The 22,198-nt window shown below is 73.2% G+C and carries 15 protein-coding genes; 2 read left to right on the forward strand and 13 right to left on the reverse strand.

Features of this window, described 5'->3' with window-relative positions; translation table 11 throughout:
- Positions 1–35: 35 nt before the first annotated feature.
- From BLW76_RS31230 to BLW76_RS31240, 3 genes are all read right to left on the reverse strand, one after another.
- Complete coding sequence (locus tag BLW76_RS31230) at positions 36–2,468, reverse strand: DUF2156 domain-containing protein (RefSeq protein ID WP_208613427.1); 2,433 nt, start codon at positions 2,466–2,468, stop codon at positions 36–38.
- A gap of 50 nt (positions 2,469–2,518) precedes the next feature.
- The gene (locus BLW76_RS31235) at positions 2,519–3,817 is read right to left on the reverse strand and encodes an alpha/beta hydrolase (RefSeq protein WP_091314139.1); all 1,299 of its coding nucleotides are present in this window, start codon (positions 3,815–3,817) and stop codon (positions 2,519–2,521) included.
- A gap of 81 nt (positions 3,818–3,898) precedes the next feature.
- The gene (locus tag BLW76_RS31240; RefSeq protein ID WP_091314142.1) at positions 3,899–4,819 is read right to left on the reverse strand and encodes a sporulation protein; all 921 of its coding nucleotides are present in this window, start codon (positions 4,817–4,819) and stop codon (positions 3,899–3,901) included.
- A 216-nt stretch (positions 4,820–5,035) separates the two neighbouring features.
- Here BLW76_RS31240 and BLW76_RS31245 point away from each other — a divergent pair, with 216 nt between their 5' ends.
- A complete protein-coding gene (locus BLW76_RS31245) occupies positions 5,036–7,414 on the forward strand; it encodes an HAD-IC family P-type ATPase (RefSeq protein WP_091314145.1) in 2,379 nt (792 codons plus the stop codon).
- A 10-nt stretch (positions 7,415–7,424) separates the two neighbouring features.
- Here BLW76_RS31245 and lysX read toward each other — a convergent pair whose 3' ends face one another.
- From lysX to BLW76_RS31295, 10 genes are all read right to left on the reverse strand, one after another.
- Positions 7,425–10,730, reverse strand: coding sequence for a bifunctional lysylphosphatidylglycerol synthetase/lysine--tRNA ligase LysX (gene lysX, locus BLW76_RS31250; RefSeq protein WP_091320106.1), 3,306 nt, complete (start codon positions 10,728–10,730; stop codon positions 7,425–7,427).
- Between the two features lie 24 nt (positions 10,731–10,754).
- Positions 10,755–12,515: an ABC transporter ATP-binding protein gene (locus tag BLW76_RS31255; protein WP_244170402.1), complete on the reverse strand. Its 1,761-nt coding sequence runs from the start codon at positions 12,513–12,515 to the stop codon at positions 10,755–10,757.
- A gap of 142 nt (positions 12,516–12,657) precedes the next feature.
- Positions 12,658–13,908 carry a cation:proton antiporter domain-containing protein gene (locus tag BLW76_RS31260; protein ID WP_091314150.1) on the reverse strand — a complete coding sequence of 417 codons (1,251 nt, stop codon included), beginning with the start codon at positions 13,906–13,908 and terminating at the stop codon, positions 12,658–12,660.
- Between the two features lie 282 nt (positions 13,909–14,190).
- Complete coding sequence (locus tag BLW76_RS31265) at positions 14,191–14,388, reverse strand: ferredoxin (protein ID WP_091314152.1); 198 nt, start codon at positions 14,386–14,388, stop codon at positions 14,191–14,193.
- A gap of 12 nt (positions 14,389–14,400) precedes the next feature.
- Positions 14,401–15,585, reverse strand: coding sequence for a cytochrome P450 (locus tag BLW76_RS31270; RefSeq protein WP_091314156.1), 1,185 nt, complete (start codon positions 15,583–15,585; stop codon positions 14,401–14,403).
- Between the two features lie 13 nt (positions 15,586–15,598).
- Positions 15,599–17,047 (reverse strand): bifunctional 3-(3-hydroxy-phenyl)propionate/3-hydroxycinnamic acid hydroxylase MhpA, encoded by a 1,449-nt coding sequence (gene mhpA, locus BLW76_RS31275; RefSeq protein WP_341866512.1) that lies wholly within the window; start codon positions 17,045–17,047, stop codon positions 15,599–15,601.
- Positions 17,044–17,385 (reverse strand): DoxX family protein, encoded by a 342-nt coding sequence (locus tag BLW76_RS31280; RefSeq protein ID WP_091314161.1) that lies wholly within the window; start codon positions 17,383–17,385, stop codon positions 17,044–17,046. Before BLW76_RS31280 ends, mhpA begins: the two co-directional genes overlap by 4 nt.
- The gene (locus BLW76_RS31285) at positions 17,382–19,259 is read right to left on the reverse strand and encodes an acyl-CoA synthetase (RefSeq protein ID WP_091314162.1); all 1,878 of its coding nucleotides are present in this window, start codon (positions 19,257–19,259) and stop codon (positions 17,382–17,384) included. Before BLW76_RS31285 ends, BLW76_RS31280 begins: the two co-directional genes overlap by 4 nt.
- A complete protein-coding gene (locus BLW76_RS31290; RefSeq protein ID WP_091314166.1) occupies positions 19,256–20,185 on the reverse strand; it encodes a fumarylacetoacetate hydrolase family protein in 930 nt (309 codons plus the stop codon). The genes BLW76_RS31285 and BLW76_RS31290 overlap by 4 nt, the downstream gene beginning before the upstream one ends.
- A gap of 73 nt (positions 20,186–20,258) precedes the next feature.
- Positions 20,259–21,383 (reverse strand): VOC family protein, encoded by a 1,125-nt coding sequence (locus BLW76_RS31295; RefSeq protein ID WP_244170403.1) that lies wholly within the window; start codon positions 21,381–21,383, stop codon positions 20,259–20,261.
- A 132-nt stretch (positions 21,384–21,515) separates the two neighbouring features.
- Between BLW76_RS31295 and BLW76_RS31300 the strand changes: the two genes are divergently transcribed.
- The gene (locus tag BLW76_RS31300) at positions 21,516–22,166 is read left to right on the forward strand and encodes a TetR/AcrR family transcriptional regulator (RefSeq protein WP_091314171.1); all 651 of its coding nucleotides are present in this window, start codon (positions 21,516–21,518) and stop codon (positions 22,164–22,166) included.
- The last annotated feature ends 32 nt before the right edge of the window (positions 22,167–22,198 follow it).

The raw sequence follows: 22,198 nt of genomic DNA on the forward strand, positions 1-22,198 counted from the left end.
CTCGTGAGGGGAACGGCCCGCGACGGCCGTTCCCCTCACGCGCGTGTAATCATCTTCGCCGCAAGCCGGAAGCCTTCCTGCACCTTCACCTGCGGCAAATACGCACGCCCGACCGCATTCGCGATCCGCGGCAGCGCGGCCGCGTCCGGGTAGGCCATGTACATCGGCCGGTAGCTCGGCTGGAACTTCGCCTTGAACGCGAACAGCGAACGGAACCCGTACACCGGCTCCAGCACCTGCCCGGTCATGTCCAGCACCCGCTGCAGCGCGCGCTGGGGCTCCCCGCGGTCCAGCCGGGCCAGTGGTGCGCCCGACAGGCTGAGGAACCGGATTCCGCCGGTCTTCAGCTCCAGGGCCGCCGAGGCGATCAGGAACTCCATCGAACCGCGGAAGCCGCCCGCTCGGCGGCGCATGAAGTCGAGCGTGTAGCCGACGACTTCGCCGTTGTCGTAGACCGGCAGCCAGCTGGTGACGCCGTGGACCGTGCGGTCGGCGTCGATCGCGAGCAGGCACCGTACGCCGTCGCCGGTGAGCTCGCGGAGGCCGCCCAGGGTGAAGCCCATCTCGGGGAGGCCCTTGTCCGCCACCCATTCCGCCGAGATCGCGCGGACCTGGTCGGTGATCGCGGGGGGCGCGTCGGCGTAGGTGCACCACTCGGCCGTGATGCCGGCTTTGGCCGCCTTGTTCAGGGCCGTGCGAACGTCCTGCCACTTCTTGCCGGTGAAGCTCAGCGTGCCGAGTTCGACCACCGTGTCCTCGGCGACCTGCACGGCCGACCAGCCGAGCGGGCCCACCGCGTCCCGCGTCTCCTCGGTGATGCTGTAGAGGCACGGGGTCCAGCCGTTCTCCTGGCAGAACGCGGCGAACCCGCGCACGGCCGCGGCCGGCTCGGCGCCGATCGGGTCACCGACGGTCAGGGCGATCGTGGCCACCACGCGGTAGGCGATCACCGTCTCGCCGTCGGGGGTGAACCAGTACTGGTTGCCGTGCCAGGTCGTCATGTACGACAGGGACGACCCGCCGTACCGCCGCATCAGGTCGCGGGCGTGCGCCGCTTCCGCCGCCGACGTGGACGGCCACGCGCGCCACGACGCCATCAGCAGGCCCGTGAGCACGATCAGCCAGAACACCACGCCGGTGTACTCGAACAGCAGCGTGCCGACGAACCCGTCCGCCCGGAACTCCGCCGAGATCAGCCCCAGCAGGTAGCCCGGCGGCAGGAACCGCTTCGGCAGGTCGGCGAGCAGGCCGGCGAACCCCGGTTCGGGCGAGAACTGGTTGCGCACCAAGGAGCCGCCGAGGACGTACAGCGCCGACAGCACCCCGATGCTGCCCAATGTGAACTGCCAGAACTTCGTGATCGCGTGCCGGGGCAGCTTCACGGTGAAGTACCGGCGCGTCACCAGCAGCACGACCGTGACGGCGAGCGGCGCCAGCACGGGCACGCCGTAGGAGAAGGCGATTTCCAGCGCGCCGGCGGCGGGTAGCCGCGCGGCATCCGCCACGAACCACCCGACGACCGCCGCGTGGCCCACGCTGAACGTCAGCGCCGACCACCAGGCGAACCGCCGCCCGCGCCGCAGTCCTTCCGCGAGCACGAGCAGCAGCAGCGCCGGGAGCAGCGACATCACCAACGCCGGGAACCGCCCGTAGGACAGCTGGATCAGCATCGTGCGGCACAGGTCCGCCGCGCCGGACGCGCACGCCGAGGTCACGTCCTCCGCCGCCGGCCGCGCGACCGCCACCACATCCGAGTACCACGACAGCGGGCCGTTCGGGTACGGCGACAGCATCGTCACCACCGGCCCGAGCGCCGACGCCGCCACCACGAGCCCGACGAGGACGCGGTTCTCCGCCAGGGTCCGGGGCGTGCGGACCGCGCCGGCCCGCAGGAACACCGCGCCGATCAGCAGCCCGGCGACGCCGCCGGACAGCCGCAGCAGGTCCTCCAGCCACCCCGAGTACAGCGTGAGCACCAGCACCGACAGGACGGTCACCAGCCGGACGCGGCGGCGCCACAACGGCGGCAGCCGGAACGACAGCGCCAGCGCGAGCCCCACCCCGCCGATCGACGGGCCGGCCGCGACCGCTCCCCGGAGCGAGTCGAGCCAGGTCGACTGCAGGTCACTGCCGAGCAGGACCACACCCAGCCCCAGGAACACGCCGAGGACGTGGGAGCCGAGGAAGACCGCGGCCGTGCGCAGGGCACCGAACTCGCGCTCGGCCAGCGTGCCGAACACCAGCAGCAGCACGGTGGTCGCCACATAGCCCGTCAGGTCCATGGCCCACAGCGCCGACGAGAGCGCCGTCCACACCGGACTGTCGGTGCCGGCGCCGACGCGGGCGAGCACCTCGTCGTTCTGCTCGCCCAGCGCACCGGTCAGCGCACCGACGGTCCAGAACGCGATGACGAACACGCACGTCAGCGGAGCGGTCCGGATCAGGCGGCCGACCTTCGAATCACCCAATCGTGTACTCATTCCGCTCGTTTCCCCGGACGGGCCGGTGCTCGTGGTGGTCATCGGCTCAGTCCGGTGCGCACGGCGAGCCAGGGCAAGGAGTCGTAGAGGCCCGCACGCCACACGGTCCAGTCGTGCCCGCCCGGCAGTTCCTTCCACTGCAGGTCCAGGCCGGCCCGGCGACCGGCCTGGAACACCTCGGCCGCCGCCGGGCGGTAGACCGCGTCGTCACGGCCGGCGACGATCACGCCGGCGGTGTCCGGGAACCGCTGCCGGGCGAAGATGTCCATCGGGTTGACGCGGGTGAACGCCGCCTCGTCGCCGCCGAACGCGGCCTTGACCGTCGCGGCCCTGCTGCCGAGCGACGGTTCGCGCTGCCCGGTGAGGTCGACGAAGTTCCCGTACACGTCCGGCGCGCGCACGGCGAGCTGCAGCGCGCACGTGCCGCCCTGCGAAAGCCCCGCGATCGTCCAGGCCTCGCGACGCTCGTCGACCGTCAGCCGCCGCTTGATCCAGGTGGGCACGTCACGGGCCAGGTACGTCTCCGACCGGCCCAGCTTCGAGTCCAGGCACAGCGGGTTCGCCATCCGGGCGCCGAGCTGGTCGGCCACCACCGCGATCGGCGCCAGCCCGTCGTGCGCCCGCGCGAACGCGTCCAGGCGCTCGGCGAGCCGGCCCGCGTCGAACCAGTCACGCGGCGAACCCGGCTGTCCCGCGAGCAGCACCAGGACCGGCAGCCGCGGCCGGGGGTTCACCGCGTACGCGGGCGGCAGGTAGATCCACGCCGGCCGGGCGCTGAACGCCCCGGGGATCGCCGCTTCCGACACCGTGCCCTTCTCCGGCAGGTCCGCGGGCCTCCGCCACACGTCGGCGAGCTTGCCGCCGGCCGGCACTTCGACCACACTCGACGGCGGCCGCGCGGCCGTGTCGAGGCCGACCCGGTTGTTCGCGAACACCTCGAGCGCCGCGCGCGAGGTGGGGTAGAAGCCGAAGTAGGCGTTCGCGGCCGTGCCCGCGCTCGCCAGCACGACCAGCGCCAGCAGGACCCGCCCGGCCCGCCGGTACCACCGGCCGGACCGCAGCCGCGCGACCGCCAGGCAGGCGGCGACCAGCGTCGCGCCCGCCCACACCGCCAGGACCGGGGGCAGCGGCTCCGGCCACGGCTTCCACACGTGGTCGACCAGGAAGACCGCCCCGGCCACGACCACCGCGCACGCGAGCACCACGGCCGGGAGAACCCTGCTCCACCACCGGCGGTCCTTCCGGACCGCCAGGGAGAGCAACGCGACCGCGCCGGCCACGGTGGCGACGACGGGGATCGGCCCGGAGATCAACGACAGGTCCAGTGGGCTGATCATGCGTTCCGTTCGTCGGCGGGTCTTCGGTTCACTCCGCGCAGTGCGGGCTCGTGCTGCCGCAGCAGCGGAGTGCGCGGCAGGTCAGCCTTCGTCGTCGCCGAAGAACTCGTCGGCGACGCCCCCGAGGACCATGCCGCCGGCCAGCCCGGCCGCGCCCGCGGCGAGCATGCCGCCCATCCCGGGCCCGCGCCGCTGCTGCCCTTGCTGGTCGTCGTACCCCTGCTGCCCGCCATAGCCGGGCGCGCCGCCGAAGGCCGGGTATGCGGGACCGCGCTCGGCGGCCTGGGCGAGCCAGCTGCCGACCGGCGTCGCCCAGTCGGTGTGCTGCGCCTGCTCGTGCGTGAGCCGGAGGTAGCCGGGCGTGTCGCCGCGCTTGTCGGCGTCCAGGAGCACGTGGAGCTCGGCCGCGTTCGCCACGAAGGTCACCGTGACCTGGCTCAGCCGGCCCGCGTACTGGGCCGGCGGGAAGAACTCGAGCTCCTGGTGGAATCCCAGCTCGCCCGCCACGCCCGGCAGCGGCCCGGCCGCGATGCCGGTGGTGCGGAAGGTGAACCCGAGCGCGCCGAACGCGTCGAGCACCTTGTCCTGCGAAGGCAGCGGGCCGACCAGCACCGGGTCGAGGTCGCCCTTGTCGGGGGCACCCTCGACGAGCAGGTCGGTACGCACCCCCACGCTCATCCCGGGCAGGACCGCGCCGCCGACGCCGGTGATGGGCGTCTCCCACGGCAGCGGCAGCCGGAACGGGATCGAGACCAGCTGTCCCGCGGGCACCCGCAGGCCCTGCTGCACGACGAGCCGGGAGATCTCCGCGTCGCCGCCGTGCTCCGCCTCGTCCCGCGCGACGAGCGAGAGCACGACCTGGCCGATCTCGGCGTCCGCGGTGCCGCCCTGGACGTGCACCTGCCCGGTGACCGGCCCGCCGGGCACGGCGTGCGGCGAGTCCAGCACCGTGTCGACGGACGGGCCGCCGATGCCGAAGCGGCTCAGCATCCGATTGAACATGGGAATCTCCTCCGGGGCAGTGGGACGAAAGTGCGGCGCGCCGTCTGTTCCCAGTGTCGTGCGCCCGCCCCGGGCCGCCCAGCCGCTGGGCGTCCGGAACAACCCGCCACCCGGCTGGATGTCGCCCCGCCGGTCGGCCCGGCCACCGGCCGGGTGCGCACCCGTTCGTGGGCTCGGCCGGGCCGGATGTGTCCGAAGTTGCGTAGAGTCGCGACCATGTCTGGGGATGCACGCCTGCTCGTCGACGACGTCGCGACCGGGCTGACCGCCGCCGAGGTGGCCGAGCGGGTCGCCGAGGGCCGGACCAACGACGTACCCGCCCGGGTGAGCCGCAGCGCCGGCGAGATCGTGCGGTCCAACGTGTTCACCCGCATCAACGCGATCTTCGCGGTGCTGGCGGTGATCATCTTCTCGACCGGTTACCTGCTGGACGGGTTGTTCGCCGGCCTGATCGTGGCCAACAGCGCCGTCGGCATCGTCCAGGAGCTGCGGGCGAAGCGGACGCTGGACCGGCTGGCGATCGTCGGCCAGGTCCGGCCGCGGGTGCGCCGGGACGGCGTGAGCCGGGAACTGGCGCCGGCCGAGGTGGTGGCCGACGACGTGGTCGAGGTCGGGCCGGGCGACCAGATCGTGGTCGACGGCACCGTGCTGGCGGCCGAGGCCCTGGAGGTGGACGAGTCGCTGCTCACCGGCGAATCGGACGCCATCGTGAAGAACCCGGGTGACCCGGTCATGTCCGGCAGTTTCGTGGTGGCGGGCACCGGCGCCTACCGCGCGACCAAGGTCGGGCGCGAAGCGTACGCGGCCAAGCTCGCCGAGGAGGCCGGCCGGTTCACCCTCGCGGATTCGGAGCTGCGCGCCGGCATCAACACCATCCTGAAGGTCATCACCTACCTGCTCATCCCGGCCGGGGCGCTGTCGATCTACAACCAGCTCTCCGGCTCGCAGGCCCTGCCGGACGCGCTGCGCGGCATGGTGGCCGCGCTCGTCCCGATGGTGCCCGAAGGCCTGATCCTGCTGACCTCGGTCGCCTTCGCGGTCGGCGTGGTCCGGCTGGGCCGGCGGCAGTGCCTGGTCAACGAGCTGCCGGCGATCGAGGGCCTGGCGCGGGTGGACGTCGTGTGCGCCGACAAGACCGGCACGCTCACCGAGAACACCATGCGGCTTTCCGAGGTGCGGCCGCTCGGCGAGCCGGCCGTCGCCCCCGAACTCGTGCTCGCCGCGCTGGCCGCCGCCGACCCCCGCCCGAACGCGAGCCTGCTCGCCATCGCCCAGGCCTGCCCGGCCGCGCCCGGCTGGACCGCGGAGGCGGTCGCGCCGTTCTCGTCGGCGCGCAAGTGGAGCGGCGCGGGCTTCGGCGCACACGGCGACTGGGTGCTCGGCGCCCCCGACGTCCTGCTGGCCGCCGGTTCGCCCGAGCGCGCGGAGGCGGAGCGGATCGGCGCGCAGGGCCTGCGGGTGCTGCTGCTCGGCCGGGCCGCCACCAGCCTCGACGCCGCGGAGGCGCCGGGCGCGGTGACGCCGGTCGCGCTGGTGGTCCTGGAGCAGACGGTCCGCGGGGACGCCCAGGAGACCTTGGACTACTTCGCCGCCCAGGGCGTGGCCGTCAAGGTGATCTCCGGCGACAACGCCGTCTCGGTCGGTGCGGTCGCGCGATCCCTGTCCCTGCCCGGGGCCGAGGCCCCGGTCGATGCCCGGACCCTGCCCGAGGACCCCGGTGCGCTGGCCGGCGAACTGGAGCGCGGCACGGTGTTCGGGCGGGTCACGCCCGCCCAGAAGCGGGCCATGGTCGCCGCGCTGCAGTCGCGGGGCCACACGGTCGCGATGACCGGCGACGGCGTCAACGACGTCCTCGCCCTCAAGGACGCCGACGTCGGCGTCGCGATGGGGGCGGGCAGCCCGGCGACCCGGTCGGTGGCCCAGATCGTCCTGCTGGACAACGCGTTCGCGTCCCTCCCCCACGTCGTGGGCGAGGGACGGCGGGTGATCGGGAACATCGAGCGGGTCGCCAACCTGTTCCTCACCAAGACGGTCTACTCGGTGGTGCTCGCCCTGATCGTGGGGGTTCCCGGCCTGATCGGCCTCACGGCCGTGTCCTACCCGTTCCTGCCCCGGCACGTCACCATCGTCGGCTGGTTCACCATCGGCCTGCCCGCGTTCGTGCTCTCCCTGGCTCCGAACAACGACCGCGCCCGCGGCGGGTTCGTGGGCCGGGTGCTGCGGATGGCGGTGCCGTCCGGGGTGGTGATCGCCGCGGCCTCCTTCACCGCCTACCTCCTGGTGCACCCCGGCGGCGACACCAGCCAGGCCGCGCAGGTGCAGGCGAGCACCACGGCCCTGATCACGCTGATGGCGCTCGCCCTGTGGGTGCTGGGCATCGTCGCCCGGCCCTACACGTGGTGGAAGGCCGTCCTGGTCGCGGCGATGGTGCTGGTCTCCGGCCTGATGTTCGTGCTGCCCGTGACGCGGAAGCTGTTCCTGCTGGACCCCGGCAACACCGGCCACACGCTCACCGCACTCGCCTGCGCCGCCGCGGGCATCGTCCTGATCGAACTCGGCTGGTGGATCGGCGGCAGGCTGCTCCGCAACCAGTGAGTGGCGGTCGTCATTCCGGCCGGACCAGCGGGAAGGCGAGGGTGTCGCGGATCGTGGTGCCGGTCAGCAGCATGACGAGCCGGTCGACACCCAGGCCGAGCCCGCCCGAGGGCGGCATGGCGTACTCGAGCGCGGTGAGGAAGTCTTCGTCGACTTCCATCGCCTCCGGATCGCCACCCGCGGCGAGCAGCGACTGGGCGACGAGCCGGCGGCGTTGCTCGACCGGGTCGACGAGCTCGGAGTAGGCGGTGGCGACCTCCGTGCCCTTGATGACGAGGTCCCAGCGTTCGGCCAGTTCCGGGTTGTCGCGGTGCGGGCGGGTGAGCGGCGAGACGTCGGCGGGGAAGTCGGTGTAGAACACCGGTCCGGTGGTCTGCTCCTCGACGAGGCGTTCGTAGAGTTCGAGGACGACCGCACCCCGTGTCCACTGTGGATTGTGGACGATCCCGGCGGCGTCGCACAGCTGTCGCAGCCGGGCTTCCGGCGTACTGCTGGTGATCTCCTCGCCGAGGGCTTCGGAGATGGCCTGGTGGACGGGCACGACCGGCCAGTCGCCGGAGAGGTCCAGTTCTCCGGCCGTTTCGCTGCCGTGGATGGCGGAGGCGGCAGCCTTGATCAGCTGCCGGCACCGCGCCCGCATGACGGTGTAGTCGGCGTAGGCCTCGTACGCCTCCAGCATGGTGAACTCGGGATTGTGCTTGTAGGACACGCCTTCGTTGCGGAAGGTGCGGCCAAGCTCGAAAACCCGTTCCACTCCCCCGACGCAGAGCCGCTTCAGGTACAGCTCCGGGGCGATCCGCAGGTAGAGCCGCATGTCGTAAGCGTTGATGTGGGTGACGAACGGGCGGGCGTTCGCGCCGCCGTGCACCGGCTGCAGCATCGGCGTCTCGACTTCGAGGTAGTCCCGGCCGAGCAACGTCGCCCGCAGTGCCTGGACCGCCGCGCCGCGAGCGCGCAGCAGCTCACGGGACCGCGGGCGGACGACCAGGTCGAGGTAGCGCTGCCGGACGCGGGCTTCGGGGTCGGTGAGGCCGGAGTGCTTGTCGGGCAACGGGTGCAGGCACTTCGCGGCCAGCGTCCAGCTTTCGGCGAGGATCGACAGCTCACCACGCCGGGAGGTGATCACCTCGCCGCGGACCGCGACGTGGTCGCCGAGGTCGACGTCCGCCCGCCAGCCGCGCAGGGCGTCCTCGGCGGTGTCCGGTGCGGCGAGCATGACCTGGAGGTCGCCGGACCAGTCCCGCAGGGTCGCGAAACACAGCTTGCCGTGGTCGCGCATCAGCATGACCCGCCCGGTGACAGCGACGCGCTCCCCCGTGCGGGTGTCCGGAACCAGGTCCGGAAAGCGCGCCGCCACCGCCGCGAGCGTGGTGTCGCGGGGCACCAGGACGGGATAGGGATCGACGCCGCGGGCCCGCAGTTCGTCCAGCTTGGCCAGCCGGATCCGGGTCTGCTCGGAGGCGGGCACCGGCCGGTCGTCGACGATGCGCTCCGCCGTCTCGGCGTCGCGGACCGCGGCCAGCAGTGCCGGGTCCCTGTCGTGCGCGGGCGTGGTCGAGCCACCGCCGAGGAAGCCTTCGGCGATGGCGGAGGCGAGCCCGACCCGCGCCAGGTCGTGCCGGTCCCCGAAGATCAGGAACCGCGGCTCCCAGTGCGGGCGGTACTTGACGTTCGACCGGTACAGCGATTCGAGCTGCCACCACCGGGAGAAGAACAGCAGCAGCCGCCGCCAGGCCCGCAGGACCGGGCCGGCGCCGATCCGCGCGCCTTCCTCGAAGACCGCGCGGAACACCGCGAAGTTCAACGACACCCGCCGGACACCGAGCGCGGGCGCACCGGCGGCCAGCGCGCTGACCATGAACTCCATCAGGCCGTTGTCGGCGTCGCGGTCGCGGCGCATGAGGTCGAGGGACAGCCCGGTCCGGCCCCAGGGCACGAACGACAGCAGCGCCCGGACGTTCCCGGCCGCGTCGAGCGCTTCGACCAGCACGCACTGCCCGTCCGTGGGATCGTTCAGCCGGCCGAGCGCCATCGAGAAGCCGCGTTCGGACTCGGTGTCGCGCCAGCGCTCGGCCAGGGCGGCCGCGGCGGCGAGCTGCTCGGGCGGGACGTCGGCGTGCCGGCGCACGCGTGCGGTGTAGCCGGCCCGCTCGATCCGGGTGACGGCCTGGCGCACCGGGCGCATGTCCGGCCCGGCCAGGGTGTACCCGGCGACGTCGAGGATGGCTTCGTCGCCGAGTTCGATCGCCTTCAGCCCGGCCCGCACGTATGCCTCGGCGGCTTCTTCCCCGGCCCCCATCACCGCCGGGCTCCAGGTGTACTCGGCGCACATCGCCAGCCACCGCGCGATGGCGGGCTGCCACGCGTCCGGCGCGCCGAGCGGGTCGCCACTGGCCAGGCACACCCCGGCCACGACCCGGTAGGTGATCGCCGCCTCGCCCGAGGGCGCGAACACCACGGCCTTGTCCCGCCGGGTGGCGAAGTAGCCGAGTGAATCGCGCTCACCGTGGGCGGCGAGCAACCGCCGGACGGCGAGCTCGTCCTCGGTCGTCAGCAACGACGTCATCCGCTGCGCGCGCAGCATCCACAGCAGCGCGGCGAACAGGGAAACCACGCCGAACAGCGACACCGACAGCGCGACCCAGCCCGGTGCGTCACCCACCCGGGTGATGTCCAGCTGGATCGCGCCACCGATGACCGTCTCGACCGCCCAGCTCCACCGGTCGCCCGCCGACCGCAGCGAGCCCGGGAACACCTGGACCAGCGCGCCACCGAGCAGGATGGAGACCCCGAGCAGACCGGCGAACAGCACCACGGCCTTGCGCAGGGCGGCCGGCCGCGTCCGCCCGTAGAACTCCCGCTTGGCGGCGACGAGCACCCCCAGCGCGACGACCGCGACCGCGCAGGACTGCCAGAGCGACCACAGGTCCCAGCCGCGCAGCGCGAGCGGCTGCCCGTCGTCGTCGACCAGGAAGCCGTCCGGGTCCAGCGCCACCAGCAACCCGGTCAGCCCGCTGGCCGCCGCCTGGGCCAGCAGCAGGCAGATCGAGATCGTCCTCGCCGCCCGCTTGCGGCCGGCCACCGCGCCCGCCAGCACCGCGAGGAACAGGCCGTAGGCGACGTTGGGCGGGGCGGGGAACACGGCGTCGTCGACGAACTGCCGCACGGGCTGGAAGCCCCGGCCCAGCGCGGCGCTCACCGCCGAGAGGACGCACAGCGCGGCGATCACGCCCAGCGCGGTGGCGAACACCCGGGGCACCGCGCTGAGCCGCGATCGTGCGCCCGGCCCGGGAATCCGGACGGGGACGTCATGCATGAGCTTGCCTGCCACGCGCCGACACTATCCGGCAGCCCGCTGAACTGCGCTGTCGCCCGTGAGCAGCTGGGTGGCGGCGAACTCGGCGTACAGCGGGTCGCTCGCCACGAGCTGTTCGTGGGTGCCGGTCGCCCGGACGGTGCCCTCGTCCAGCACCACGATCCGGTCGGCCCGGGTGACCGTGGAGAGCCGGTGGGCCACCACGAGCACGGTCGTGGTCTCGGCCGCGGCGGTGACGACGTCGCGGATCGCCAGCTCGTTCACCGCGTCGAGCTGCAAGGTGATCTCGTCCAGCAACAGCAGCCGAGGACGGCGCAGGAGCGCGCGAGCGAGCGCGACCCGTTGCCGTTCGCCACCCGAAAGCATGCTTCCGCGGTGCCCGACCGGGGTGTCCAGGCCGGCCGGCAGCCGGTCCACGAGGCCGTCGAGCCGGGTCTGCACCAGCGCCTCCCGGATCTCCTCGTCGGTGGCTTCCGGGCGGCCGTAGGCGAGGTTGTCGCGCAGCGTGCCGGAGAGCAGCGACGCGTCCTGCTCGACGTACCCGATCGAGGCGCGCAAGGCGGCCAGGTCCCAGTCCGCGAGGTCGGTGCCGTCCAGCCGGATCCGGCCCGACGACGGTTCGTGGAACCGTTCGAGCAGCGCGAACAACGTGGACTTCCCGGCGCCGGAGGCCCCGACGAACGCCGTCATGCCCCGGGCGGGGAGCTCGAGGTCGACGCCACGCAGGATTTCCGGGGACTCCGGGCTATACCGGAAGCGGACGTCCTCGAACACCAGCCCGGCCGCGTCCCGGCCGCCGGCGGTGTGCCCGGCCGGAGCCGGTTCGGCGGGCATCTGCTCCACTTCGGACAGCCGGCGCACGGCGGCCAGCCCGATCTGCAGCCTGCTGCCCGCGTGCAGAAGCTGCCCGATCGGCTCCTCCAGGTAGAACAGGTACAGCAGGAAAGCCACCAAAGTGGACAGCGGGATGGCGCCGGTCACCACGCGCGCGCCGCCGACCCCGAGCACCGCGAGGAACGACGCCTGGATCGCGAGCGCGTTGGAGCCGTGCACCAGCGACTCCCAGCGCGCCGAGCGGACACCGGCGCGCCACGCGCGTTCGGCACCCTCTTCGATCGCCCGGGTTTCCCGGGCTTCCGCGCCCGAGGCCTTGACGGTCCGGAAAGCGCCCAGGACCCGCTCCATCCGCGTCCCGGTCTCGCCGACGGCTTCCTGGGCGGCGCGGGTGGCCTTTTCGATCATCGGCATGCCCGCGAGCGCGAGCAGGCCGACCACCAGCAGCACCGCCGCGGTGACCCCGAGCAGGACGAGGTCCATCGTCCCCATCAGCACGACCATCACCACGGTCGTCACCGCACCGGTGACCAGGCCCACCAGTGCGTGGGTGCACACCTCGCGCAACAGGGTCGTGTCGCTGGTGAACCGGGACAGCAGGTCCCCCGGTTCGGTGCGCTGCACGGCGGGCACGCGCAGCCGGAGCACCCGCCGGGCGAACCGCTTCCGCGCGACCAGCACGACCGACTCCGCGGCGCGCTCGAGCAGGTAGTCACCGGCCATCCGGACCGCGGCGCCGGCGAGCGCGAGACCGACCAGCACCGCCAGCAGCCCGGTGATCACCCCGCCGGTGCCGAGCTTGTCGACGAGCGTCTTGGCCGCGAGAGGCTGCGCCGCCGCGGCCAAGCCGCCCAGCAGGACGAGCAACCCTCCGAAGAGGACAGTCCGGCGTTGGGGCCGGACGTAGCCCGCCAGCGTCCGCCAGGTCGCGCGGTCGATCCAGGTGCGCACGGGAAACAGCTCCACATTCCGTCGTCGTCGAAAAAGGCTCTTCGATCGTCGACGACGGCCCGGGCGGGCGGTACCGGTGAACCGGCCGGACGGCCCAGCCGGGTGGCCGGCCCCGCACCGCCACCCGGCGGGCCGGGCCGGGTCAGCCGCGGGTCAGCAGGCGCGTCAGCGGCTTGGCGCCCATCCCGTGCAGGACCACGCTGCCCAGGACGCAGACCACGGTGATGACCAGGATCGTGTCGGCGGCCGGCCCCTCGGGCAGCTTGTTGAAGGCCAGGAGCCCGAACACGATCGTGGTCGTGCCGCGCGGTCCCAGCACGCCGACGAGCAGGCGTTCCCGCCCGGCCAGCTTCGACCCGGTCAGCGAGAGGAGCACCGGGATCACGCGGACCACGGTGAGCACCGCGGCGCAGAACAGGACGACCTGCCACGAAACGCCCAGCGTGAAGGCGAGGATGGCCGCGATGCCGACGACGAACCACATGGTCGTGGTCAGCAGGGTGGTCACGTCCTCCAGCAGGTGCAGGTCCTTGCTCAGGGCGTCGGCCCGGACCTCCGCGCGGTCGGCCCGGCCGTCGCGGACCCGGCGGGCCTTGAGCAGCCGGTGCAGGTAGCGGAAGGCGGTGCCGCAGACGAAGGAGGCGACGAAGCCGTTGCCGTCGATGGCGACGGTCGCGGCGTAGGTCAGCAGCGGGGCCAGCAGCACGACGAGGCGCCCGGACTGGGGCGTCACCCAGCCGGCGTGGTGGGCCCGGTCCAGCAGCCAGGCGAGGAGGCTGCCGAGCACGACGCCGGCGACCAGTGCCTTGGCGGCGAAGGGCAGCGCGGTGGCGAGCGCGTCGAGCGGCGTCCGCTGTTGCGTGTGGTCGCCGGCCAGGATCAGCGCGAAGAGGAACAGCGGCGAGACGATCCCGTCGTTGTAGCCGCTTTCCACGTTCAGCACACTGCGGACCCGCATCGTCAAAGTGCGGTCGCGCACGAGCTGTTCCGCCGGCGCGAAGTCGGTCGGCATGGTGACGCCGGCGATGAGCAGCAGCACGGCCCACGGCAGGCCGGGAAACAGCAACCAGCCCAGCAGGGCCGCCAGCGCGAGGCTCACCGGAAGGGCGACGAACAGCACCCTGGCCACGAGCCCGGGGTAACCGCCCCACAGCCGTCCACCGCGCACCTCGGTGGCGTCGACGAACAGCAGCACCGCGAGGATGATCTCCGCGACGTGCTGCACGGCCTCGGTGTTCAGCACGGCCGCGATGGAGTTCTCGTACAGCAGCCCGACGAGGACCCCGGCCAGCACCATCACCACCGGCGCACCCAGGTTCCACCGGTCGAGCCGGGCCGCCGCCAGCGCCCGGACGACCATGGCGAGCGCGGCGGCGAGGAGCAACAGGTTCATGCGCCCATTCTCACCGACGGTCCTAAAAGGAACGCACCGGGCTCGGCCGTGCTCGGGGAGGAAACCTCCGGTCCACCGGGCACGCTTCCCTCGAGGAGATCGGGTTCGCCGAGCGGCGGCAGCGGACCCACGACCTCGAGGGATCCCGGTCCGCAAGAGTCGTCGAACCGCGTGCGCAGCCGGCGTGCGTCGTCCGGGCTCCCGGCACCGTTTCGCCGCGTTGCCCGGGAGCGCCGATCTGCCGCGCGCGAGCGCCGGCGACGACGGTCGAGCGCGGTCGTGTCACCGAAGCTCCCGCAACGCGGCGACCGGGCACGAAGTCACGGCCGTCCGGGCGGCGGCGAGCTGCTCCGGCGGGATTTCGACGCCTTCGAAGTGGTGGACGAGTTCGGCGTCGTCGTCGAGGTCGAAGATCGCGGGGGCCTGTTCGGCGCACAGGCCGTGGCCTTCGCAGCGGTCGCGGTCGACGGAGATCTGCACCGTTGTCCCCTTTCAGGCCGGGATGAGTTCGATCGGGAGCCGCCCGAGGCGGTGGATGATGTTGTTGGGTGCCCACTCGGGTGGCCCGGCCGGCTCGATCCGGTCGACGCGGGCCACGAGCGCGCGCAGCATCGCCTGGGTCTCCAGGCGGGCGAGGCCCTGCCCGGCGCAGCCGTGCGTGCCGTGCCCGAAGCCGAGCTGGCGGGCGGCGTCCCGGCGGATGTCGAACGTGTCGGGGTCGTCCCACGCCAGCGCGTCGCGGTTGGCGGAGGCGTAGAGGACGAGGACACGGGAGCCCGCCATCAACACGGTGCCTGCCACCTCGGTGTCGCGCGCGACCTTGCGGCTGAAGGCGCGCAACGGGGATTCGTAGCGGACGATCTCGTTGACCGCGTTGGGGATCAGGGCCGGGTCGTCCTTGAGGAGCTGCCACTGGCCGGGGTGGGTGGCGAACAGGTGCAGGGCGCTCGCGATCGCGCTGAGGGTGGTGTCCAGGGACGGCGCCAGGTAGTCGATCATCAGCGCCGGGCACTCGGCGTGGCTGAGCTTGCCCTCGTCGGCCGCGCGCAGCAGGTCGTCGCCCATGCTGCCGGGCAGGACCTTCCGCCGCTTCGCGACGGAGTGCGCGAACCGCGCCATGCCCAGGCCGGCCGGGACCGCCCGCGCCGCCTGGCCGTTGAGGGGACCCAGGATGTCGAAGGTCGCCGCGCCCCACCGCAGCAGGTTCTCCCGCCCCTCCGCCGGCCACCCGACGAGGTCGGGGACCACCGCCGCGGGCAGTGCGGCCGCGACTTCGACGCCGTCGACGGTGCGCCGGGCCACCGCGGCGTCGACGATCTCGGCGGCCTGGCTGTCCACGACGTCCCGCATCGCGCGCAGCGCCCGCGGGGTGAGCCGGTGGGCGACCAGGGCCCGGCGCCGGGCGTGGTCTTCGCCGTCGCTGTTGAGGGTCGTGCCCCGGGAGAGCCGGTTGGCGATCGCGTTGAGCGCGACGCCGTCACCGGAGACGAAGGTCTTGTCGTCCAGCAGGACGGCCTTGCACTCGGCGTAGCGGGGCAGGGCGTGGACGTCGTGGTGGGGCAGCCACACCACCGGCCCGAGTTCGCGCAGGTTCGCGTAGTGCGGGTAGGGGTCCAGGATCGCTTGCGGTGAATAGATGTCCGGCCGGTACACCGGCACGTCGTCGTGTTGGGGCATCGTTGCTCCTTTGTCAGGGGTACCGGCACCGGGAAAGGCTGCTGGCGGCGCTCAGCACCGTGCCGTCCGGGCGGACGACGGCCGCGCCGGTCCGCAGCCACCGGTGCAGCTCGCCGGAGCGCCGGGTGGTGACGAGGACCGCGCCGGACGCCCGGATGGCGGCCCGCTCGGTCTCCGACGGCGTGCTCGTGGTGACGACGGCGAAGCGGCCGCCGGCCACGTCGTCGAACCGGGTTCCGTCGTCGAGCAGGGCGTTGGGGCACAACCGGCCCGCCAGGGACCGTCCGAAACGGGGCCGCACGACCAGGTCCGTGCGGCGCAGCGGCGGCGTCGCGCTGTCGAGGACGCGGCCGTTGAGGTGCGGCGCGACCACCCGGCGGACGAGGTCGCCGAACCGGCCGCCTTCGGTCATGGCCCGGCCGACCAGCACCGCCCGCCGGATCATCGCGCGGGCGTGCGGCTTGCGTTCCGCCTCGTAGGTGTCGAGCACGGTCTCGGGCAGGCTCCCGTCGAGGACACCGGCGAGTTTCCAGGCCAGGTTCAGCGCGTCCCGCAGCCCGGCGCCCATGCCCTGGCCGATGAACGGCGGAGTGAGGTGGGCGGCGTCGCCGAGCAGGAACACCCGGCGGTCGCGCCACCGGTTCGCGAGCTGCGCGCGGAAGGTGTACTCGGCGACGCGGAGGATCTCCAGGTCGGCCTCTCCGGTCCACGGCGTGATCAGGGGGTGCAGCCGGTCCGGATCGTGGAAGCCGGCGCCGGACTCCCCCGGCAGCAGCCGGAACTCCCAGCGGTGGCGGGTTTCCCCGATGCGCATGTAGGTCGCGGCCCGGCCGGGGTCGCAGACCTGGTGCACGCCGTCCCACCGGCCGAGGTCGGCGGTGGTGGCGCCGTCGACCACGAGCCAGCGCTGGTCGAACTTCAGGTCCGCCATCGTCGCGCCGATCGCCGTCCGGGTGCGGCTGTTCGCGCCGTCGCAGCCCAGGACGTAGTCCGCGTGGATCGTCTCGCACGCGTCGGTGCCGCGGTCGGTCATGTCGAGGCGCACGCCGGTCCGGTCCTGCCGGATCCCGGTGACCTCGGCGTTGCCGCGCAGGGTGACGGTGCCGAGCGTCGCCAGGTGGGTGCGGAGCAGGTGCTCCAGGTCGGGCTGGTCGAACATGTTCGCCTCGGGGTAGCCGTGCCGGCCGCCGCCGGGCGACCGGCGGAACTCGGCCAGCACCCGCAAGCCCGGGTCGAGCAGCCGCAGCCCGTGGCAGGGCCGGGCAATGGCGGCGAACGCCCCGGCCAGCCCGAGCCGGCCGAGGATGCGGTGCACCTCGTCGTCCAGGTGCACCGCGCGGGGCTGCGGGTAGACCGACGCCCACCGCTCCAGCACCAGGCACTCGACGCCGTACCGGCCGAGCAGCGCCGCGGCGGTCAGTCCGGCCGGGCCCGCCCCGACGATGACGACGGGCACCCTCACGGCGACACCCCGAGGGCCACGAGGTAGCCGGCGACGAGCCCCGCGCACACCACCGCCGGGACGAGGTCGCGGCCCCGGTCGTGGCTGCGCACGTGCGTGACGAGCGCGCCCACGAGCAGGAGCAGCAGGCCGGCACCGGCCAGGGCGCCCAGCAGCGGCACCGACAGCCCCAGCAGGACACCCGCGGCTCCGGCGATCTCCAGTGCGCCGATGCCGCGGTAGGCCGTGACGGAGAAGCCGGCGTGCGCGGCGCGTTCCCGCATGGGCGCGAGCGCGAACAGCTTGGCCGCGCCGGTGAGGAGGAAGACGGCGGCCACGAGGACGGACAGGACGATCATGGCTTTCCTTCGGTGGTCAGGCGGGCGGGGACGGCGTAGCGGGCGAGCGCCGCGGCCACCTCCGGTTCGTCCACTTCGGACGGAAGGGTGACGACGGCGAGCACGGTGCCGTCCTCGATCACCGCGTCGACGGTCACGCGATCGAACGCCACCAGCGCCTCGGCGATCGCGCGGCGGGTCGCGTCGGCGCGCAAGGCGAGCTTGTAGGGCTTGCCGACGTCGGTCACCGGCAGCGCGTCGAGCACGGTGACGGCCTTCGGCGCGGCGGCGCGCTCGGGCACCCGGCCGGCGGCCCAGGCGAGCAGTTCGGCCTCGCTCGCCGTGGCGCCGGGCGTCAGGGTCACGTAGGCGACGGGCACCTCGCCGGCGTGCTCGTCGGGACGGCCGACCGCGCCGGCCGCGGTCACCTGCGGATGGGCCAGCAGGGCGTCTTCGACCAGCGCCGGGTCGATGTTGTGCCCGCCGCGGATGATGAGGTCCTTGGCCCGGCCGGCCAGGTGCACGAACCCGTCGGCGTCCAGCCGAGCCAGGTCACCGGTGTCCAGCCAGCCGTCGCGGAGCTTGCCGAGGCCGTCGAGGAGGTAGCCGGTCCGGTCCCGCCCGACGACGTAGCCCAGGAACACGGTGGGGCCGCTGATGGCCAGTACGCCGGTTTCGCCGCCGGGCAGCTCCTCCCCCGTTTCCGGGTGCACGACCTTCATCCGCTGGTACGGCAGGCGCTGGCCGACAGTGCCGGGGCGGGGGACGTCCGGGAAGCTGCGTGCGCTGGCGCAGGTGGCTTCGGTCAGCCCGTAGCCCTCGACCAGTGTGACGCCGGTGTGCGCCTGGAAGGCTTCGCGCACGGCGGCCGGCAGCGGTGCAGCGCCGACCATGGCGTAGCGCAGGCTGGTGATGTCGGCGTCGACCGGGCACTGCGCGAGCACCGCGTACACGGTCGGCACCGCGCTCATCGCCGCGATCCGGTGGTGCTCGACGATCTGCCAGAACTGCCCGTACAGCTCGGGTTCCCGGTAGCCGAGCGGGCCGGCCCACACCGCGTGCTGGCCCCGGAACAGCGGCGCGAGCAGCGTGACCACCAGCGCGTTGACGTGGAACAGCGGCAGCGCGGCGAAGACGACCGAGCCGACGTCGAGCAGCGAGTTGGCCGCGATCATCCACGCGTCGGCGACCTCGTTGGCGTGCGTGTGCGCGGCCAGCTTCGGCGCCCCGGTCGTGCCGCCGGTGTGGAACAGCGCGGCCAGGTCCGCCGCCACCGGGGGTTCACCGGCGAAGTCGGCAGAGTCCATTGTGGAGGCGAGCTCGGCGAGGTAGCCGACGCGCACCCCCTCGACGGCGGGCAACGCGGCCGGTGCGCCGGGCGCGCCGGTCGGGCGCAGCACGAGGACGACGTCCAGCTCGGCGGCCAGCGACCGGGCGGTGTCCCAGACCTCCGGCGCGAGTTCCGGCCCGGCGGTGATCAGCACGCGGGCGCCGGACAGGCGAAGCAGCTCGCCGAGGTGGTCGCGGGACAGCCCGCCGTTCAGCGGGGCCGCGACGCCGGCGAGCTGCGCGGCCAGGGTCGCCGGCACCAGGTCGGCGCAGTTGGGCGCCATCAGCGCGACCGCGTCGCCCCGCCGGACGCCGAGCTCGCGCAGCAGGTTCGCGTAGCGGTGGACGTCGGCGAGCAGCTCGCCGAACGTGCGGCAGACAGGCTCGCGCCACCGCGCGGCCTCGGGCAGCACGGTGGTCGCCGGGTGCTCCGGCCACCACGCGGCGGCCCGCTGCAGCAGGGCGTAGGTCGACTCCGGCAGATTCCGGTCGGCGAGCGGGACCGCCTCGATCACGGCCAGGTCGGCCGGCCCGGCGTAGCGCGGCCACAGGGAAGCCCCGCTCATCGCCGGTACCGCACGACCGTGCGCTGGGTGCCGAGGTCGAGGGCACCGTCGTCGGTCGCGACCGACGCCTCGACGACGTCGCCGTCGGCGAGGTACTTCGGGTTTTTGGCCTGTCCCTTGAAGAACAGCTTCCACTTGAGCGCCGGGGGCAGCAGCGCGGCGATCTTCTCCACGACCTTCGGCGGTGCGGACAACGCGGTGCCGGCCGGGGTCCCGGTCAGGACCAGGTCGCCGGGATCCAGCCGCTGGAACCGGGCCAGCGCCCGCAGGGCCTCGAGCGGGCGGTGGATCATGTCGTCGCCGACGACCGCGTCCTGGCGCACCGCGCCGTTGACCGCCAGCCGCAGCCGCAGGTCGGCGAACCGCTTCAGCTCGTGGCCGTCCAGCAGCACGAGGGCGGGCCCGGCCGGGGTGAAGGTCGGGTACGACTTGGCTTCGTAGAACTGCGTCTGGGGCAGCTGGATGTCGCGGGCGGAGACGTCGTTGGTCACGACCAGGCCCGCGACACACTCCGCCACGTCGGTGATCTCGCTGCCGACCGGGATCTCCCGGCCGATGACCAGCCCGATCTCCACCTCGTAGTCGAGCAGGGACACGTGGGCCGGCTTGACGACATCGTCGAACGGGCCGCTGATCGACCCGGACGCCTTGCGGAAGAACGTCAGGGGCACGGTTTCCGGGTCCATCCCGGCGTCCGTGACGTGCGAAGCGAAGTTGGTCATCTGGGCGACCACGCGGCAGGGCGCGGTCACCGGCGAAACCAGGTCGAGCGAGGCGACCGGCACGGTGTCCCCGGTCGCGGCCGTGATCGCCGCCCGGTCGGCGAGCAGTTCGGCGGTGGTCGTCGCCGTCGTGGGGATCTTCGCAGCGCCGTCCGGGGTGGCGAGGTACCAGGCGTCGGCGGTGCGCAGGACGGTGAGGCTCATGCGCACACCTCGCTGGCGCTCGGTGCCGCCTGAGCCGGAAGCGCTGTGTTGAATGATTCACTCGCAAGCTCGTTCATGAACGGGCCACTTTCAGCAGGCCCAGCAGGCGCCGGGCGTCGAATTCGTTGTCTTCGCGAAGCGCCGCGAACACCGCGCGCAGTTCGCGCAGGGACTCCTTGCCGGGCTTGACGCCGAGGAAGTCGGCGGTGGCGGGCGGCCCCCACTGGGCCAGCCCCGAGCTGGTCAGCGGGGCCCAGCCGGGCTCGACGGTGTTGTCGAACAGGTCGCCGTCGCTGAAGTGCTCGACCATGAACCCGTCCGGGTCACGCCAGTAGTCGAACAGCTGGCTGCCTTCGACATGCCTGCCGATGCCCCATGAATGGTGGTAACCGTGCTCGCGCAGGTATTCGCCGCCGGCGGCCAGGGCGTCGAGGTCGGCGACCTGGTAGGCGGAGTGCACGTAGCGGTCGGCCGGGCCGAGCACCATGGCGAGCGTGTGGTGGTCGGCCGGCGTGGCGCCCCGGTCGCACCGGAGGAAGCTCATCACCGGCCCGCGCTCGCGCTGCCCGGGGTAGTACAGGAAGTCGCTGACGATCAGGCCCAGGTGGTCCAGGTACCAGTCCAGCGCCTCGCGGTAGCGGGTCGTCTGCAGCACCACGTGCCCCAGCCGCTGCGCCAGGGCCGGGGCGCGGGGCGGCCGTTGCGCGGCGTTGACCCGCCGGACCTCGTGGCCGAAGTTGAGCGGGTGCGGGTCCTGCGGCGGCAGCGCGGGCAGGACGTGGGTGTCCGCGACGACCCGGACCCGCAGGCCGCTCGGGTCGGGCAGGTCCACGACGACGCCGCCCAGCGTCTCCGGCAGCCTGGTCGCCCGCCGGCCGGTGGCGTCGGCCAGCCGGAGGACGTCGCCCGTGGTCGCGGCCAGGAACGCCGGTCCCAGGAACTTCGACCGGGGACCCTTGCGGATGAGCACGCACGGCGCGCCGGCGTCGGTGCCCCGCAGGTGCAGCTCGCGGCCGGTGCCGAGCACGGTGGTGAACCCGAAGGCACCGGCGAACACCTCCGCCCGCGCCAGGTCCGGCTTCTCGAACTCCAGCCAGGCCAGGTCGTGCACCTTGATCACCGGGTTCGCCGCCCGGCCGGGGTGTTCACGGGCGAGCGCGCCGTGCTCGCTGTGCAGCCCGCTGTGCGGATCTCCCACGGCTCCTCCTTCCACGTTGTTGACGACATCGTCAGTTACGAGCATGTCATCAGTCAAGGGTTTCTGACGAATTCCTCAGCAGTGACGTGATGGGCTACGATGCGGCGACGACCAGCGAAGACGGGAGCACGGATGCCGGAGCAAGCTCCGAGCCGACTGGAACGGCGCAAGGCACGCACCCGCGCGGCCCTGGTCCGGGCGGCCCAGGCGCTCATCGCCGAGGGGAAGACCGCGGTCCCGATCCTGGAGATCACCCAGGCCGCGGACGTCGGAATGGGGTCGTTCTACAACCACTTCGAGACGAAGGAGCAGCTCTACCAGGCGGCGGTCGAGGACGCCCTCGACGTCCACGGCGCCCTGCTGGACGAGCTCACCACCGGCCTGGACGACCCGGCCCAGGTCTTCGCGCAGAGCTTCCGGCTGACCGGTCGCCTGCACCGGCGGCACCCCGAACTCAGCAAGGTCCTCCTGCACCACGGTCTCGAACTCGCCACCTCGCAGAGCGGACTGGCCCCCCGCGCCCGCCGCGACATCGAGGCCGCCGTCCGAGCCGGCCGCTTCACCGTCACCGACCCCGAACTCGCCATGATCACGGTCGCCGGGGCCGCGCTGGGTCTCGGCCACCTCCTGCACCGGCAGCCCGAGCGCGACGACGCCGCCACGACCGACCAGGTGACCGAGGACCTGCTGCGGATGCTCGGCCTCACGGCCGCGGAGGCTCACGAGATCTGTGGTCGTCCACTGCCCGAGCTCGACACCACCACCGCGACCGGCGCCGCCTGATCACGGCGTCCGGCGCCGAGAAACTTACAACC

It is taken from the genome of Amycolatopsis tolypomycina, assembly GCF_900105945.1.
Lineage (GTDB): Bacteria > Actinomycetota > Actinomycetes > Mycobacteriales > Pseudonocardiaceae > Amycolatopsis > Amycolatopsis tolypomycina.